The sequence below is a fragment of the Streptomyces adelaidensis genome, assembly GCF_016598475.1.
Classification (GTDB): Bacteria; Actinomycetota; Actinomycetes; order Streptomycetales; family Streptomycetaceae; genus Streptomyces; species Streptomyces adelaidensis.
In genome coordinates, this window is sequence record NZ_JAEMUX010000056.1 from 41,506 (window position 1) to 57,656 (window position 16,151).

At 70.9% G+C, this 16,151-nt stretch carries 12 protein-coding genes and 1 pseudogene; 10 read left to right on the top strand and 3 right to left on the bottom strand.

The genetic code is table 11. The features are described 5' to 3' along the window. Positions 1-31: 31 nt before the first annotated feature. A pseudogene (locus tag I8N67_RS27805) lies at positions 32-733 on the top strand (response regulator transcription factor); the annotation flags it as partial. Between the two features lie 129 nt (positions 734-862). Here I8N67_RS27805 and I8N67_RS27810 read toward each other — a convergent pair. The 3 genes from I8N67_RS27810 to I8N67_RS27815 all read right to left on the bottom strand — a co-directional run bounded on the left by I8N67_RS27810 (position 863) and on the right by I8N67_RS27815 (position 4,881). Next, entirely contained in the window at positions 863-2,620 is a 1,758-nt protein-coding gene (locus I8N67_RS27810; RefSeq protein ID WP_200306771.1) for an ABC transporter ATP-binding protein, read from the bottom strand. Positions 2,621-2,703: 83 nt separating this feature from the next. Beyond that, entirely contained in the window at positions 2,704-2,826 is a 123-nt protein-coding gene (locus I8N67_RS43960) for a hypothetical protein (RefSeq protein ID WP_267912831.1), read from the bottom strand. Between the two features lie 243 nt (positions 2,827-3,069). After that, positions 3,070-4,881, bottom strand: coding sequence for a bifunctional metallophosphatase/5'-nucleotidase (locus tag I8N67_RS27815; RefSeq protein WP_200306773.1), 1,812 nt, complete (start codon positions 4,879-4,881; stop codon positions 3,070-3,072). Positions 4,882-5,140: 259 nt separating this feature from the next. Here I8N67_RS27815 and mshD point away from each other — a divergent pair, with 259 nt between their 5' ends. From mshD to I8N67_RS27860, 9 genes are all read left to right on the top strand, one after another. Further along, complete coding sequence (gene mshD / locus I8N67_RS27820) at positions 5,141-6,067, top strand: mycothiol synthase (RefSeq protein WP_200306775.1); 927 nt, start codon at positions 5,141-5,143, stop codon at positions 6,065-6,067. Positions 6,068-6,209: 142 nt separating this feature from the next. Beyond that, complete coding sequence (locus tag I8N67_RS27825; RefSeq protein WP_200306787.1) at positions 6,210-6,614, top strand: GntR family transcriptional regulator; 405 nt, start codon at positions 6,210-6,212, stop codon at positions 6,612-6,614. Beyond that, positions 6,611-7,585, top strand: a complete 975-nt coding sequence (locus I8N67_RS27830) for an ABC transporter ATP-binding protein (RefSeq protein ID WP_234046391.1) — start codon at positions 6,611-6,613, stop codon at positions 7,583-7,585. Before I8N67_RS27825 ends, I8N67_RS27830 begins: the two co-directional genes overlap by 4 nt. Next, positions 7,582-8,571 (top strand): ABC-2 membrane transporter-related protein, encoded by a 990-nt coding sequence (locus I8N67_RS27835; protein ID WP_234046392.1) that lies wholly within the window; start codon positions 7,582-7,584, stop codon positions 8,569-8,571. The genes I8N67_RS27830 and I8N67_RS27835 overlap by 4 nt, the downstream gene beginning before the upstream one ends. Further along, positions 8,568-9,569 (top strand): ABC-2 membrane transporter-related protein, encoded by a 1,002-nt coding sequence (locus I8N67_RS27840; protein WP_234046393.1) that lies wholly within the window; start codon positions 8,568-8,570, stop codon positions 9,567-9,569. Before I8N67_RS27835 ends, I8N67_RS27840 begins: the two co-directional genes overlap by 4 nt. Beyond that, the gene (locus I8N67_RS27845; RefSeq protein ID WP_200306777.1) at positions 9,566-10,408 is read left to right on the top strand and encodes an ABC-2 membrane transporter-related protein; all 843 of its coding nucleotides are present in this window, start codon (positions 9,566-9,568) and stop codon (positions 10,406-10,408) included. Before I8N67_RS27840 ends, I8N67_RS27845 begins: the two co-directional genes overlap by 4 nt. A gap of 441 nt (positions 10,409-10,849) precedes the next feature. Continuing rightward, the gene (locus tag I8N67_RS27850; RefSeq protein ID WP_200306793.1) at positions 10,850-13,084 is read left to right on the top strand and encodes an RNA degradosome polyphosphate kinase; all 2,235 of its coding nucleotides are present in this window, start codon (positions 10,850-10,852) and stop codon (positions 13,082-13,084) included. Beyond that, positions 13,065-14,153 carry a CHAD domain-containing protein gene (locus tag I8N67_RS27855; RefSeq protein WP_200306779.1) on the top strand — a complete coding sequence of 363 codons (1,089 nt, stop codon included), beginning with the start codon at positions 13,065-13,067 and terminating at the stop codon, positions 14,151-14,153. Before I8N67_RS27850 ends, I8N67_RS27855 begins: the two co-directional genes overlap by 20 nt. 210 nt (positions 14,154-14,363) lie before the next feature. Further along, the gene (locus tag I8N67_RS27860; protein ID WP_200306781.1) at positions 14,364-14,795 is read left to right on the top strand and encodes an NUDIX hydrolase; all 432 of its coding nucleotides are present in this window, start codon (positions 14,364-14,366) and stop codon (positions 14,793-14,795) included. Positions 14,796-16,151 lie beyond the last annotated feature (1,356 nt).

Sequence of the window (16,151 nt, forward strand, 5' to 3'; positions counted from 1 at the left end):
CAGCCACAGTGCCCGCCTCCACATTGTGGGGATGGCGCGGAAGATTCTGCTGGTCGATGACGACGAGGCCGTACGTGAGGGGCTGGGACGGCTGCTGAGATCCGAGGGCTACGAGACCTTGCTCGCCGAGGACGGTCTCGTGGCCCTCGATCTCGTGGGGGCGCCGGGCAGTGGGCCCGATCTCGTGCTCATGGACGTCACCATGCCGGGACTCGACGGGCTCGCCGCGACCCGGCGGATCCGGGCCTCCGGTTCCACCGTGCCGATCATGATGATCACCGGCCGGGACGCGGTCGGCGACCGTATCGTCTCCCTCGACAACGGCGCCGACGACTACCTCGCCAAGCCCTTCGCCCCCGAGGAACTCCTCGCGCGCGTACGGGCGTTGCTGCGCCGCGGCCAGTGCGTCCCGCTGCACGAGGTCGTCCCGCGCGCGCCCATGGACCGGCTCTCCTACGCCGACGTCGTCATGGACCTCGGCACCCGCGCCGTCTCCCGCGCCGAACGCTCCCTCACCCTGACCCGCACCGAGTACGCCCTCCTCGAGTACCTCCTCCGCCACCCGGTCAAGGTCCACAGCCGCGCCCGCATCTTCCGCGAGGTCTGGGGCTTCGACTTCGAGCCGACCTCCAACACCCTCGACGTGTACGTCATGTACCTGCGCCGCAAACTGGAGGGCCGGGGCGAGCCCCGCATCATCCACACGGTGCGGGGGACGGGGTACGCGCTGCGCGGGGTCTGGCGCACCTGTGCGGACCAGGCGGACGGTCCCTTCCTCCAGGGGCTGCCGCCCCTTCGACTCGACCCCGCCCACGTGCACCGGCGCCCTCACGGGGCTCCGCCCCGGACCCCACCAGGGGTGCTACGCCCCCCCGACCCCCACCAGATCTCTGAATCCCGGCCCCGCCAAGCCCGCGTACACCCCGCCCCTCGCCATCAGCTCCTCATGCGTGCCCGTCTCGACCAGTCGGCCGGCGTCGATGACGAGGATGCGGTCGGCGTCGGGGGCGAGGGTGAGGTCGTGGGTGATCACCAGGGTGGTGCGGCCGGACATGAGGCGGCGCAGGGGGGCGATGACGCGGCGGGCGGAGAGGGCGTCGAGGCCGGCTGTGGGTTCGTCGAGGACGAGGACCGGGGCGGAGCGGAGCATGGCGCGGGCGATGGCGACGCGTTGGAGCTGGCCGCCGGAGAGGGTGGCGGTGCCGGGGGCGATGACGGTGTCGTAGCCGTCGGGGAGGGCGGTGACGAAGTCGTGGGCGGCGGCGGCGCGGGCGGCTCGGACGATCTCGTGGTCCGGGGCGTCAGGGCGGCCGCAGGCGATGTTCTCGCGGATCGTGCCGTGCACGACGAGGGTCTCCTGGGGCAGGAGGGTCACGTGGTCGCGGAGGAAGCGGAGGGGGACGTCGGGGAGGGGCACTCCGTCGAGGGAGACGACGCCGGCCGTGGGGTCGTAGAAGCGGGTCAGGAGTTTGGCGAGGGTGGACTTGCCGGCGCCGCTCGGGCCGGTGATCAGGACGAGTTCGCCCGGGGAGGCCATGAACGTGAGGTTCGTGAGGGAGCTTCCCCGCTCCCCGGGGTAGCCGAAGTGGACTCCGTGGACGCCGACCCAGCCGCGTACGGGCCAGGCGGGGACCGGGGTCGGCGGGTCGGTGACGACGGGGGCGGTGTCGAGGATCTCCTGGATGCGTTCGGCGCCGGCCGTGGCGGCGGTGAGCGTCAGGCCCAGCTGTCCGAGGCTGCGGATCGGTGGGTAGAGGTAGCCGAGGAACGCGGCGAACGCGAGCAACTGGCCCAGTGTCATGCGGCCTTGGGAGATCTCCCAGACGCCGAGTCCGATCACGGCCAGCACGCAGACCGTCTCGACGACCTCCACCAGCTGCTCGTACAGCTCGCTCGCCCGGCCCCCGCGGACGGACGCCCGCATCCAGGCGCGCGCCTCGCGGTCGAGCCGCCGCTCCTCGTCCCCCTGCCGGTTGTACGCCTGGGTCAGGACGATATTGCCCAGTGACTCCTCGACCACCGAGGTGATCGCCCCGTCGGCGGCCCGTTCGTCCCGGCTCGCCCGCTGGATACGGCCGGCGAAGCGGCGGGCGGCGAGGAGGAAGAGCGGGGCCAGGGCGAAGGTCACCAGGGCCAGGTCCCAGCGCAGCCAGAGGGCGGCGGCGGCGTAGAAGACGGCCGAGAAGGCGGCGGACACGGTGCCGACGACGCCCGACACGACCATCTGTTCGATGGCCTCGACGTCCCCGGTCAGCCGCTCGACCAGGTCGCCCCGCCGGTGCCGGCGGAAGAAGTCGGGAGGCAGATCCTGGACGTGCCGGAAGACGTTGGCGCGCAGGCGCAGGACGAATCTCTCGGCGGTCCACACGGCCAGCGAGTTGCCCAGATAGCCCACGACGGCGCCGACGACCGCGACCGCCAGCCACGCCCCGGCCGGCCCCCAGAAAGCGGCCAGGCTGCCCGCCTGCAGCGCGTTGTCGGTCAGCTCCGCGAAGAGCAGGATCGACGCCGTCTCGGCGAGTGCGGCCACAATCACACAACCGACTATCGCCGCCAGCCATTTGCGGTCCCCGCCCGTCAGCGGCCAGAACCGCCCGAATGCGGCGCGAATTCCGGGCATCCTCGACTCCCTCCTTTCTTCTTTCCCGACATGCCCGAGGCGGGGCCCCGGGCGTTTCCGGAGACCCCGCCTCGCAGCCGTGTTCAGCAGCCCTTGTTGCCCACCGGACGCTTCTTCGGCGCGCCATGCTTCTTCGCGGGTGCGGCCTTCTCCGGGGCGAGGGGCTTGTGGTTCTTCTTCACCGGGGCAATCTTGTGGAAGCTCATGGTTTTCTCCTTGGTGTTTGTAAGCGCTGTTCGCTTTCGACATGGAAAACACTACGGGACGCCGGATACAGAAATCACCAATTCCGCTTAGACCTCGATGAATAACACCTGAGATGAATTTTCAGAGCCCTCCGGGAACCAACCACCCATTCACACAGGATTTATTACGGGCATTTCCACAAAAAAGCGGTTCCCCGCACCCCCGGAAGGGGTGCGGGGAACCGCTCGATCAGCCGCGAACGGCTAGCCGACGATCGTGATCCGGTTCGCCGCCGGCGGCGCGATCGGGGTCGCCGCGGAGGAGTTGGCCAGCAGGTACTGCTCAAGGGCGGCCAGGTCGTCCTCGCCGACCAGGTCGTTCGTGCCCTGGCCCAGCGTGGTGAAGCCGTCGCCGCCGCCCGCGAGGAAGCTGTTCGTCGCGACGCGGTACGTGGCGGCCGGGTCGATGGCGGCACCGTTGAGCTTGACGGAGTCGACGACGACGCGGTCCGCGCCGGACTTCGTCAGGTCGAGCGTGTACGTGAGACCCGAGGACGGCAGCAGCACCTTCGGGGTCGCCGCGTTCACGCCGGTGACCTGCTCCTTGAGGATCGAGACGAGCTGAGCGCCCGTGAAGTCCTGCAGATTGACCGTGTTGGAGAACGGCTGGACGGTGAAGCCCTCGGCGTAGGTGACCACGCCGTCGCCCTCGGCGCCCTTGGCCGCGTAGGTCAGGGGCGCGCGGACGCCACCGGGGTTCATCAGCGCGAGGTCGACCTCGGGGTCCAGCGCCTTGCCGTACCAGTACTGCGCGTCGGCGATGAGGTCACCCATCGGCGACTCGGTGCCGGTGCTCGGGACGTCGGCCGATATGTAGCCGATGGCGCGGTTGCCGACGGGCGCGGCCAGGGTGTTCCACTTGCTGATGAGGGCCGTCATGTCGGCGGCCTTCGTCACGTCACGGGTGACGACGTGGTTGGCGGACTTCACGGCCGTACGGGCGATGTCGCCGGTCAGACGGTCGTAGGTCAGCGTCGTGTCGGTGTACAGCCGGCCGAAGGACGCGGCCGAGGTCACCATGCGCGGCTTGCCCGCCGGGTCGTTGATCGTGCAGGCGTACGCGGCGTGCGTGTGGCCCGTGACGACGGCGTCGACCTTCGAGGTGATGTTCTTGGCGATGTCGACGATCGGACCGGAGATGCCGTCACCGGCGCCGGGCGAGTCGCAGTCGTAGTTGTACGACGTGGAGGCCGGCGCACCGCCCTCGTGGATCAGCGCGACGACGGACTTGACGCCCTGGCGCTCCAGCTCCTTGGCGTACTTGTTGATCGTCTCGACCTCGTCCTTGAAGGTGAGGCCCTTGACGCCCTCGGCGGAGACGACGCCCGGGGTGTCCTCCAGGGTCACACCGATGAAGCCGACCTTGACGCCGTTCTTCTTCCACACCCAGTAGGGCTTCAGGAGCGGCTTCTTGGTCTTGTTCTCGATGACGTTCGCGGCGAGGTACGGGAAGTTCGCGCCCTCGAACGTCTCACCGTCGACGTAGCAGCCGGCGGTGGGGTGGCAGCCGCCCTTCTGCAGGCGGGACAGTTCCTTCGCGCCCTCGTCGAACTCGTGGTTGCCGACGCTCGTCACATCGAGGTCGAGCCCGTTGAGCGCCTCGATGGTGGGCTCGTCGTGGAAGAGACCCGAGATCAGCGGCGAGGCGCCGACCATGTCACCGGCGGCCGCCGTGATCGAGTACTTGTTGTCCTGGCGGGCGTCGCGCAGATGCGTGGCCAGGTACTCGACACCACCGGCGTCGATGGTCTCGGTGGTGCCGTCCTCGTGCAGCTCGGTGACCCGGCCCGAGGAACCGGCCGGCGGCTCCAGGTTGCCGTGCAGGTCGTTGAACGACAGCAGCTGTACGTCCTGGTACCGGCTCGGCTTGTGCTTGCCGGGCTTGTACGAGTTGGCCTCACCGGCGCTGGCCGGAAGCGCCGCGGTCAGCGCGCCGACGGTCGCGAGGCCCGCCGCGACGGCGAGGATCCGGTTGCGGCGGCTGCTGCGGCGTTGCGCATGGGGTGTGGCTGACATGTGCCCCCCTGGATTCGTGAGAAGTAAGAGAAACGTGAGAACAGGCCCCGTCCGGCCGAAGCGTAGGGTCAACGCGCGTAGCGCGGGAGGGGGTTCATGGTTACGACCTGATTGCCGTTAGGGAGAACCAGTGGCAAAGGGGGACAACACCAGGGGCGCGGGGACCTGCGCGACCAGCCGAATCCAGCCCGCACCCGCCCACCCGCAGCCGGCCTTGAGCTCATAGGCGCCCCAGCACAGCGGAGCTAACCTCGTACCCATGACCAGCGACGACACGGCCACCCCCGGCGGAGCCCGCCGCATCGAAACCCGCCTGGAACTCACCCCCGGCCAGAAGGCAGCCGTCCTCACCCTCCTCGAAGAGTCCGCCGAGGTCGACGGCCAACAGGCCGTGTCCGAGCAAGGCCGCCTCCAGCTCCGCGGCGGCCCCCGCGAGGGCGTACGGCATCTCCTCCTCGGCGTCGACGACGAGCTGATCGGCTACGCGCAGCTGGAGGACACCGACCCGGTGGAGGCCCCGGCCGCCGAGCTGGTCGTCCACCCCTCCCACCGCGGCCGGGGCCACGGCCGCGCCCTCGGCTCCGCGCTGCTCGCCGAGTCGGGCAAGCGCCTGCGCGTCTGGGCGCACGGCGGCCACTCCGCCGCCCGCCATCTCGCCCAGGTCCTCGGCCTGACCCTGTTCCGCGAACTGCGCCAGATGCGCCGCTCCCTGGCCGATTTCGATCCACCGGAGCCGGTCCTCCCCGAGGGCGTCAGCGTCCGCGCCTTCGTCCCCGGCGAGGACGACACGGCCTGGCTCGCCGCCAACGCGGACGCGTTCGCCCACCACCCCGAACAGGGCGCCCTCACCCAGCGCGACCTCGACGACCGCGAGGCCGAGCCCTGGTTCGACCCGGCCGGTTTCTTCCTGGCCTTCCGGGGCGACGAACTCGTCGGCTTCCACTGGACGAAGGTCCACGCGGCCGAGCGGATCGGCGAGGTGTACGTCGTCGGCGTCCGCGCCGGCGCCCAGGGCGGCGGCCTCGGCAAGGCCCTCACCACGATCGGCCTCCGCCACCTGGCCGCCCAGAGCCTGCCCACCGCGATGCTCTACGTCGACGCGGACAACAAGGCGGCGGTGACCGTGTACGAACGGCTGGGATTCGTGACGTACGAGACGGATCTGATGTATCGCAGCGAGACCTGACGAACCGTAGCGGGAGCCGATGAACCGTAGCGGGAGCTGACGTAACGGAAGTTGTCCACAGGCTGGGGGCGGTGTTGTTGACACCGCCCCCTCTCTTGCGCCACCCTTTCACTACTCAATTAGTGAAAGGGTGGTTGTCCGAGTGGTCGAGTACCGCATCGACCGGCGCAGCGGTGTCGCCACCTACGTGCAGATCGTGCAGCAGACCAAACAGGCCCTGCGGCTCGGCCTGCTGGAGCCCGGCGACAAGCTCCCCACGGCCCGCGAGGTCGTGGAAGCCACCGCGATCAACCCGAACACGGTGCTGAAGGCCTACCGCGAGCTGGAGCGCGAGGGCCTGGTCGAGGCCCGCCGCGGCCTCGGCACGTTCGTACGGAAGTCACTGGTCATCACCCCGGTCGACTCCCCGCTGCGGGCCGAGCTGGACGCCTGGGCCGTACGGGCCCGGGAGACCGGCCTCGAACGGGACGACGTGGCGGCGCTCTTCACATCCGTACTGGACGAACACTTCACGGCAGCTCAGGCAGATCAGGGGGACGACGCATGACCGGGACCGCGATGGAGGCGGCCGCGCTCGGCAAGAAGTTCGGGTGGCGGCAAAGGGGCTGGGCACTGCGCGAGTGCACACTGCGGCTTCCGATGGGGCGCGTCTGCGCGGTCGTCGGACCGAACGGCGCGGGCAAGTCGACACTGCTGGCCCACGCGGCCGGCCTGCTCGCCCCCACCGAGGGCGGCATCACCGTACTGGGCACGACACCGGCGGCGGCCCGCGAGCGCATCGCGTACGTCGCCCAGGACAAGCCGCTGTACCCGCAGCTGACCATCGCCGAGACCCTGCGCCTGGGCCGGGAGCTCAACCCCCGGCGCTGGGACGCGGCCGTCGCCGAGCGGGTGGTGGACGAGGGCGGACTCGACCGGGACGCCAAGATCCGCTCCCTCTCCGGCGGCCAGCGCACCCGGGTCGCGCTCGCCCTCGCCCTCGGCAAGCGGCCCGAACTGCTGCTCCTGGACGAGCCGATGGCCGACCTCGACCCGCTCGCCCGGCACCAGCTGATGGGCACCCTGCTCGCGGACTCCGTCGAGCACGGCACCACGGTTGTCATGTCCTCGCACGTGGTCGCCGAACTGGAGGGCTCCTGCGACCACTTGTTCCTGCTGGGCGCCGGCCGCGTCCGCCTCGCGGGCCCGCTGGACGACATCCTCGCCGCGCACACCCTGGTCACCGGCCCGGTCGGCGATCTCGCCCCGCACACCGTCGTCGAGTCCCGTACGACGGGGCGTCAGCTCACCGCGCTCATCCGCCCGCAGGGACCGGTCGGCGCGGGCTGGCAGACCGCCGAGCCGAGCCTGGAGGAGCTGGTCCTCGCCCACCTCCGCGCCCCCGAGGCCCCGACACTCACCCTCCCGAACGACGGCGACGACGACGGCTCCGGCTCCGGCTCCGGCTCCGGCTCCGGCTCCGGCTCCGGCTCCGGCGAGACCAACGGATCGGCCTCGGCGCGGGAGGCCGCCGTATGAGCGCCGCCGTGACCGTCACCGCCGCGAAGGCCCCGGTCTCCCGGCCCGTGAGCCCGACCCGGAGCCTGGCCCGGGCGATGCTCCGCCTGCACCAGTCGGCGTGGTGGTTCTGGGGCCTGTTGGTGGCCCTGACCGGCGGCGGGCTGCTGTGGGCCGCCGGGCCCGGCGTGGACGCGGCCTGGACCGAGTACCTGGCCGCCGGGTGCCCGAAGGCCGACTACTGCGGGACGGGCCCCGCGTACAACCGGTACGAGCTCGCGGTCACCCTCGGCACCTTCGTCCTCCTCATCGCCCCGGTCCTGATCGGCGCCTGGGCGGGCGGCGCCCTGATCGCCCGCGAGTTCGAGAGCGGCACCGCCCGGCTGGCCTGGACCCAGTCCGTCACCCCGGCCCGCTGGCTGGCCGCCAAGCTCGCCGTCCCGGCCGCCGTGATCGTCTCGGGCACGGTCCTGCTGACCCTGCTGAACCGCCTGGCGTGGTGGTCGGAAGCCGACCTGCGGCACGCGCTCGGCACACGGGACTGGTTCAACCCCATCACCTTCATGGCCAACGGCCCCGCCGCCACCGCCTACGCCCTGCTCGCCCTGGCCGTCGGCGTCCTCGCCGGCCTGCTGATCCGCCGCTCGCTGCCCGCGCTCGCCGTCGGTCTCCTGGGCGTGGCCGCCGCCATGAGCACGCTCCAGTCGTACCGTCATCGGCTGTGGCCGGTCGAGACCGCCGTCTCCAAGTCCCCGGCCCCGGACTGGACGGGCGAGCTCGTCGACCAAGGCCTCATCACCACCTCGGGCCGACGCGTCTCGTCCGTGGGCTGCGCGGACGTCGCCTGCGACCGGACCGACGTCGCCCAGTACTACACCGACTTCCACCCCTCCTCCCACTTCTGGCCCCTCCAGCTCGTCCAGACCGGCATCGCCCTCACCGTCACCGCCCTGCTGGTCCTGGCCACGTTCCGCCTGCTGCGCCGCCTCCCGGGAGGGGCCGTATGACCGCCTCCATGGCCGCGACCATCACCGGCCCGCGCACGAGGCGGGGTCCCCGCGGCCTGACCTGGGCGATGCTCCGCCTGCACTTCTGGGCGGCGGTGTGCTGGGCGCTGCTGGTCCTCGTGGCCGCCGGGGCGCTGCTGTGGGCGTACGGACCGGGCGGGGACGCCGCCTCGGCCGAGTACTACGCGAACGCGTGCCGCGACGGCGTGGCGAACCCGGGCTGCGACGACACGGCTCCCGCGATGGGCCGGTACGACACGGCCATCACCGTCGGCTCCCGGCTGATCACGTTCGCGCCCCTGCTCGTCGCCGTCTGGGCGGGAGCCGCGCTGATCGGCCGCGAACTGGAGAACGGCACGGACCGGCTGGCCTGGACCCAGTCCGTCACCCCGGCCCGCTGGCTGGCCGCCAAGCTGGCCGTGCCCGCCGCCCTGCTCACCTCCGGCACCCTCCTGCTCGTCCTCCTGCACCGCCTGATGTGGTCCTCGCACACCGGGCTGTGGACGTCAGCGGGCATCTGGGAATGGCACGAGAGCCCGATCTTCGTGTCCAACGGGCCGGTCGCCGTCGCCCAGGTCCTGCTCGGCCTCGCGGTCGGCGTCCTGGCCGGCCTGCTCACCCGCCGCTCCCTGCCCGCGCTCGGCTACGGCTTCGTCGTCATGACGGCCCTGCTCCAGGCACTCGAAACGCTGCGCCCGTACCTGTGGCCGGCGAAGACCGCGACGGCGCCGGTGACCGAGGACTCTCCCGACTACCTCGGCATGACCGTCGCCGAGGGCGGCCTCACCCCCACCGGCGCCCGCGTCCCGAACCCCTGCCTGACGGACGAGGGCTGCGTCCTCGGCCGCGACGTCGTCAGCCACTACCGCGACTTCCACCCCTCCTCCCACTTCTGGCCCCTCCAGCTCATCGAGACCGGCATCGCCCTCGCCGTCACCGCCCTGCTGGTCCTGGCCGCCTTCCACCTTCTCCGCCGGCGTACGGGAGGCACCCCATGACCGCCGCGACCACGCCCGGTACCCCCGCCACCCGCCGCGGCCCTCACCTCCGCTTCCGTCCCCGCCTCCGTGGCGCGGCCTGGGCCGCGGGGCGGCTGCACCGCTCGGCGCTGCTGGTGTGGGGCGCGTATGTGCTGGCGATGGCCGGCTGGCTGCTCTGGCTGCGGTTCGTCACGATGCACGAGATCCGTCAGGAGGGTGCCGACTGCGCGGGCAGGTGCGTCGACCTCGAGACGGCGATGTCGTACAGCACGAACCTGAGCATGATCGGCACCCTCGTCTCCTACCTCTGCTACGGCGTGGCCGCCTGGGCCGGTGCCGCCCTGACCGGCCGCGACCTGGAGACCGGCACGGCCCAGCTGGCCTGGACCCAGTCGATCACCCCGGCCCGCTGGCTGACCGCCAAGCTGGCCGTGCCCGCCGTCGCACTCGTCCTCGGCACCACCGTCCTGGTGCTGCTCTACCGCTGGGTCTGGGCAGCGGACCGGGCCGCGACGGGCGACGAGTGGTACTACCCCGACCCGATGGTGAACCGAGGCCCCCTGCTCGTGGCGTACGCCCTGTGCGCGCTGGCCGTCGGTGCCCTGGCGGGCCTCGCCCTGAGACGCGCACTGCCCGCCCTGTCCGTGGCCGCCGGCTTAATGACCTGGTTCCACGTCTACCTCGACCGGCACACCGACGAGCTGTGGCCCACGGATGCGTACACCGGTACGTACGTCGAAGGCCGCCCGGCCTCGCACTTCTGGCCCTTGCACCTCATGGCCACCGGCACAGTCCTCGCCGTCACCGCCCTCGCCACCGCCGCCGCCTTCTGGCTGCTGCGCCGCCGCACCCGCTGACGCCGCCCGGCATCCGAGGCCGGCCCCCACCGACCGGCACGCCCTTCCTACGGGGGGAGGGGCGTGCCCGCGGCACACCGACAAACCGCCCAAAATGTCCCACTCCGGGCGCTCCGACCCGCCCCCGCGGAACCGGCGGTCCTCCCTGCGCTATCCCGCACGTAAGGTCGCCGTAACCGGTGATTCAGACGGCCTTGCGACGCTTCCGCAATGAACCCCGTCGTGCCCGAGCCCTCGCCGCCCCCACGCAACGGCCCAAGCAACGGGAAGAGCGCGGGGAGCGGCCACTCCACGAACGCCGATGTCACGGCGGACGTCGTCGCGCGCATCGACGCTGACATCGCCGAGAACACCGCCGCCAACGCCCCCTCGCACATCGACGCGCTCCCACCGGCTCTCTCCGACGCGCCGGTCATGCTCGCGGCGCGGAAGAATGGTGTCATGAGCCAGTCCAACGCCCAGGCAGCCCAGGTCCAGCACGCGCAGCCGTCCGTCGGCTCCCTAGCGGCGCACCGCCCCCACACGGTGGCCGCCGCGGTCTCCGACCTCGAACCCGACATCGACGCCGACCTCGACGACTACGAGGACGGTGAGTTCGACGGCGACCGGCTGCCGCAGGGCCGTTTCCTGGACCGTGAGCGCAGCTGGCTCGCGTTCAACGAGCGCGTCCTGGAACTCGCCGAGGACCCGGACACCCCGCTCCTCGAACGGGCCAAGTTCCTGGCGATCTTCGCCAGCAACCTGGACGAGTTCTTCATGGTCCGGGTGGCCGGCCTGAAGCGCCGGATCGCCACCGGCGTCGCCACCAAGTCCGCCTCCGGCCTCCAGCCCCGCGAGGTGCTGGAGATGATCTGGGCCCGCTCACGCGAGCTGATGGCCCGGCACGCCGCCTGCTTCCACGAGGACGTCGCCCCCGCGCTGGCCGAGGAAGGCGTCCATCTGGTCCGCTGGAGCGAGCTGACGGAGAAGGAACAGGCCCGCCTGTTCACCCTCTTCCGCCACCAGATCTTCCCGGTCCTGACCCCGCTGGCCGTCGACCCCGCGCACCCCTTCCCGTACATCTCGGGTCTCTCGCTCAACCTCGCGGTCGTCGTGCGCAACCCGGTCTCCGGCCACCGGCACTTCGCCCGGGTGAAGGTCCCGCCGCTGCTCTCCCGCTTCCTGGAGGCCTCCCCGAACCGGTACGTGCCCATCGAGGACGTGATCGCGGCACACCTGGAGGAGCTGTTCCCGGGCATGGAGGTGCTGCAGCACCACACCTTCCGCCTCACCCGCAACGAGGACCTGGAGGTCGAGGAGGACGACGCCGAGAACCTCCTCCAGGCCCTGGAGAAGGAACTCATGCGGCGCCGCTTCGGGCCGCCGGTGCGCCTGGAGGTCGAGGAGTCCATCGACCGGTACGTCCTCGACCTGCTGGTACGGGAGCTGAAGATCAAGGAGGCCGAGGTGTACCCGCTGCCGGGCCCCCTCGACCTCACCGGTCTCTTCGGCATCGGCGCCCTGGACCGGCCCGAGCTGAAGTTCCAGAAATTCATCGCGGGCACCCACCGCGATCTGGCCGAGGTCGAGTCGGCGTCGCCGCCCGACATATTCGCCGCCCTGCGCGAGCGGGACGTCCTGCTGCACCACCCCTACGACTCCTTCTCCACCTCCGTACAGGCGTTCCTGGAGCAGGCGGCCGGCGACCCGGACGTCCTCGCCATCAAGCAGACCCTGTACCGCACCTCGGGCGACTCCCCGATCGTCGACGCGCTCATCGACGCCGCCGAGTCCGGCAAGCAGGTCCTCGTCCTCGTCGAGATCAAGGCCCGCTTCGATGAGCAGGCCAACATCAAGTGGGCCCGCAAGCTGGAGGAGTCCGGCTGCCATGTCGTCTACGGCCTGGTCGGTCTGAAGACCCACTGCAAGCTCTCCCTGGTGGTCCGCCAGGAGGGCGAGACGCTCCGCCGCTACTCGCACGTGGGTACGGGCAACTACCACCCGAAGACGGCCCGCCTCTACGAGGACCTGGGCCTGCTGACGGCGGACCCGCAGGTCGGCGCCGACCTCTCCGACCTCTTCAACCGTCTCTCCGGCTACTCGCGCCGGGAGACCTACCGCCGTCTTCTCGTCGCCCCCAAGTCCCTGCGCGACGGCCTGATCGCCCGGATCGACAAGGAGGCCCAGCACCACCGCGCCGGGCGCCCCGCGCACGTCCGCATCAAGGTCAACTCGATGGTGGACGAGGCCCTGATCGACGCCTGCTACCGGGCCTCGCAGGCCGGTGTGCCGGTCGACATCTGGGTACGCGGCATCTGCGCCGTACGGCCGGGCGTCCCCGGCCTGTCGGAGAACATCCGGGTCCGCTCCATCCTCGGCCGCTTCCTGGAGCACTCCAGGGTCTTCGGCTTCGGCAACGGCGGCGAGCCCGAGGTGTGGTTCGGCAGCGCCGACATGATGCACCGCAACCTCGACCGCCGGATCGAGGCTCTGGTACGGGTCACCGACCCGGCGCACCGGGCGGCCCTCAACCGCCTGCTGGAGACCGGCATGTCCGACACGACCTCCTCCTGGCACCTCGGTCCCGACGGCGAGTGGACCCGGCACGCGACCGACGCGGACGGCCAGCCCCTCCGCAACGTCCAGGAGATGCTCATTGACGCCCGGAGGCGCCGGCGTGGCACAGCGACACCTTGACCCCATGAACCCCGAGGCCGCCCCCGGGGAGGCGCCGGCCGAGGCCCTCGCCGGCTATCTGCGGGCCCAGGCCACGGGGTTCCTCCGCGCGCTGCGCACCCACCGCGAGACCGGTGGGGGTGCGGCCGCGGGAGCCGGGGAGTCCTCCGAAGCGGCCCTCGCGCTGCGCCGCTCGGCCCGCCGCATCAGCGGCACACTGCACACCTTCCGCCCCCTGCTGGACGCGGACTGGTCGGAGTCCCTCCGCCCCGAACTGGCCTGGCTGTCCGGCACGTTGGGACGGGAACACGCGTACTCGGCACGCCTGGACCGCCTGGTCACGGCCCTGAACCGGCTGTCGGGAGCGACCGGTTTCCCCACCCAGCCGGCGGGCTCGGTCCCGTCCGCCCGTACCGCCGCCGCCCGCACCGCCCAAGCGCCCCCCGCCCAACCCGCCCCGGACCGCGGCACCTTGACGGTGGGCGCCGCGAAGGCGGGCGCCCTCCTGGACCGCCAGCTCACCCTCGCCCGCACCCGGGCCCACTCCGCGGCCCTCCAGGCCCTCGGCTCCTCCCGCTTCCACGCGGTCGCGGACAACGTCGCCGTGCTGGCCAGCGAGGTCCCCCTCACCCCCACCGCCCCCACCGCGGACCTCCGCCCGCTGGCCGCGGCCGCCCACGACCGCCTCCGCGACGCGGTCACCGGCCTGCCCCTGCACACCGCCGGCCGCCCCTACAACGCCGAGGCCCTCATCCACGGCCTCTCCCCCGACACCGTCCCCCACCCCCAGGACGCCCCCTGGCACCAGGTACGGCTCCTCCTCCGACTCCACCGCTACGCTCTGGAGGTCCTCCACCCCGGCGCCGTCCCCGTCGACGTACGCCTCCTCGCGGCCGGCGAGGCCCTCAACCGCCACCGCGACGCCTCCGAAGCGGCCTCGGCGGCGGCCGCCGCCGCCCGCACCCCCCGCATCGCCCCGGCCACCGCCTACGCCCTCGGCGTCCTGCACGCCGACCAACGCCACGAGGTGGAAGCCGCCCGCTTCGCCTTCCAGCAGTCCTGGCAGAAGGAGGCGGTGAGCACGTCTTGACCGCCGACACCGACAACACCGACAACACCGACCCCGCCGACCCCGCCGGCCCGTCATCCAAGCCGCGGGCCGTGTCCTGTGGCGCCGCGCCCCCACCACCGGTGACCTGGAGATCTGCCTGGTCCACCGGCCGAAGTACGACGAGTCGCGTGATCGTGGACTACGGTGAAAGAACCCGCAGGTCAGAGGCATAACGAGATCGAGGTAGTGATGGACGTCACACCGCTGGTACGTGCTGCGGGCTGTGCCCTGTGGCGTCGGGCGCCCTCGGGCGGGGGCATCGAACTGGCCCTGGTCCACCGGCCGAAGTGGGCAGACTGGTCACTCCCCAAGGGCAAGCTCAAGCCCGACGAAGAGGCCCGTGACGGGGCCGTTCGCGAAGTGCTTGAGGAGACCGGCATGACCTGCGAACTCGGGCCGGAGCTCCCCGCCGTCCATTACACCGACGCTCGCGGGCGTCCCAAGCAGGTGCGCTACTGGGCGGCCGAAGCAACCGGCGGCACCTTCGCGCCGAACGACGAAGTATCCCGGCTCCTCTGGCTGCCCCCCGAGGCTGCGACTCAGCGCCTCACGCACGAGCGGGACCGAACGTTGGTCTCCGCGCTCCTCGACGCGCTGCACCAGGCGGGAAATGGCCACTGAGGCGCCTCCCGACCCACCAAAGAGCCCCGTCAGGCATGTGGCCGGACGGGGCTCCCTCTCGCGTCAGGGCAGAGCTGTCGAAGGCTGGGCCCTTTGGAGATCCATGTCGAGTCGAAGAGGGCTTCGAGGCTCCCTGGCTGTTCGGCCGTCGGCTCGGGCGCCCGGTCCAACTCCGCAGCGACCCACTCTTCGAGTGGTACAGCCGCCTTCCCCTCCCACTGAGGCTCGATCCACCGCGTGAGTTCTGATCCCGGGTGTCGGACGGGGTCCGGGTGTGTTTTCGGGATGCTGGCAGCGGTGACCGCCGGGTGGCCGTCCGGTGCGGGGTCTTCGAGGTCCCTTTCACATCCGATCAGCACGCGGTGGATCGAGGCTCGATAGCAGGTCGGCGACCTCGCAGATTCAGGTGGCGTTGGTCGTGTTGTAGCACGTCCAATAAGTGGACCACTCTACCTCGTCGGTGGGGCTCGTGTTTGGGTAACTGCTACCCTGCTTGATCGATCTTGTCGCGGGGAACTCGGCCCGGCACTTGTCCCAGCCGGCCCCCCAAGATGTGGTCGCTCCTTGCGTATCCCCAAACACCTGCACCCTTCCGAGCTCAGCGGCGGAGGCGGGGGTAGCGAGAGCGATGCCGCCGATGACTGCTGCGGCGAGCGCTACGCCCGTGGCCTTGTGACGCATGCGAAACATACGTTTCCTTTCTTCACGTGATCTCTTCAGCACCTCGAAAGTGCTGGCACCCTTCCTCGTCGACGCGACCTTCCCCGAGTTCGACTCCGGTCACAGGCAACGGATGTGGGCGCGCTCTGTAGGGCAATCGCCGACGGCGGCCCGCTGACCATGTCCACGAGCGGCCGCCCCAGGATCATGGAGAGGATGGCCGCCTTCCTTCCTCGAACACCCGAGGATTCCGGCTCGCCGTCACATTGAATTCACTGGAATTCCTTAAGTACATAAAGAAAACGTGGGGGGAATTAAGCAGTCCCGCGTTTGCGGCATTCGGACACGAGAAGCCGCGTTCCAGACGCTCTTCGCATCGGGTTCAAGGAAGCGTGAGGATCGATCTGATCATACGGGACTCAATACGGGCTTTCGGGCCCAGCAGCCCGGACAATCACACTTACCGCACACTTGCCTCACTCGCCGAACACCCACCCCATTCGCCCGGTCGACCCTGGAGAAGGGGCAGCGCAGACTCTCGGCAAATTCTCAGCTTGCTCTCGCGGTATTCCCAGCTTCGGCAGTTATCCCAGCCGACATCCTGACGGCCGCGAGCGGGTGCCACGTGGTCAACTCCAGGACCCGAATGCCCACGGCCGTCGCCTCGGACGACGTGTGCGGCTGCCGCTCGTTCAG

What these genes read in the sequence shown, in the direction of transcription:
- I8N67_RS27810 (WP_200306771.1), bottom strand. Translation starts at nt 2,620, where the DNA reads ATGCCCGGAATTCGCGCCGCATTCGGGCGGTTCTGGCCGCTGACGGGC.
- I8N67_RS43960 (WP_267912831.1), bottom strand. Translation starts at nt 2,826, where the DNA reads ATGAGCTTCCACAAGATTGCCCCGGTGAAGAAGAACCACAAGCCCCTC.
- I8N67_RS27815 (WP_200306773.1), bottom strand. Translation starts at nt 4,881, where the DNA reads ATGTCAGCCACACCCCATGCGCAACGCCGCAGCAGCCGCCGCAACCGG.
- mshD (WP_200306775.1), top strand. Translation starts at nt 5,141, where the DNA reads ATGACCAGCGACGACACGGCCACCCCCGGCGGAGCCCGCCGCATCGAA.
- I8N67_RS27830 (WP_234046391.1), top strand. Translation starts at nt 6,611, where the DNA reads ATGACCGGGACCGCGATGGAGGCGGCCGCGCTCGGCAAGAAGTTCGGG.
- I8N67_RS27835 (WP_234046392.1), top strand. Translation starts at nt 7,582, where the DNA reads ATGAGCGCCGCCGTGACCGTCACCGCCGCGAAGGCCCCGGTCTCCCGG.
- I8N67_RS27840 (WP_234046393.1), top strand. Translation starts at nt 8,568, where the DNA reads ATGACCGCCTCCATGGCCGCGACCATCACCGGCCCGCGCACGAGGCGG.
- I8N67_RS27845 (WP_200306777.1), top strand. Translation starts at nt 9,566, where the DNA reads ATGACCGCCGCGACCACGCCCGGTACCCCCGCCACCCGCCGCGGCCCT.
- I8N67_RS27850 (WP_200306793.1), top strand. Translation starts at nt 10,850, where the DNA reads ATGAGCCAGTCCAACGCCCAGGCAGCCCAGGTCCAGCACGCGCAGCCG.
- I8N67_RS27860 (WP_200306781.1), top strand. Translation starts at nt 14,364, where the DNA reads ATGGACGTCACACCGCTGGTACGTGCTGCGGGCTGTGCCCTGTGGCGT.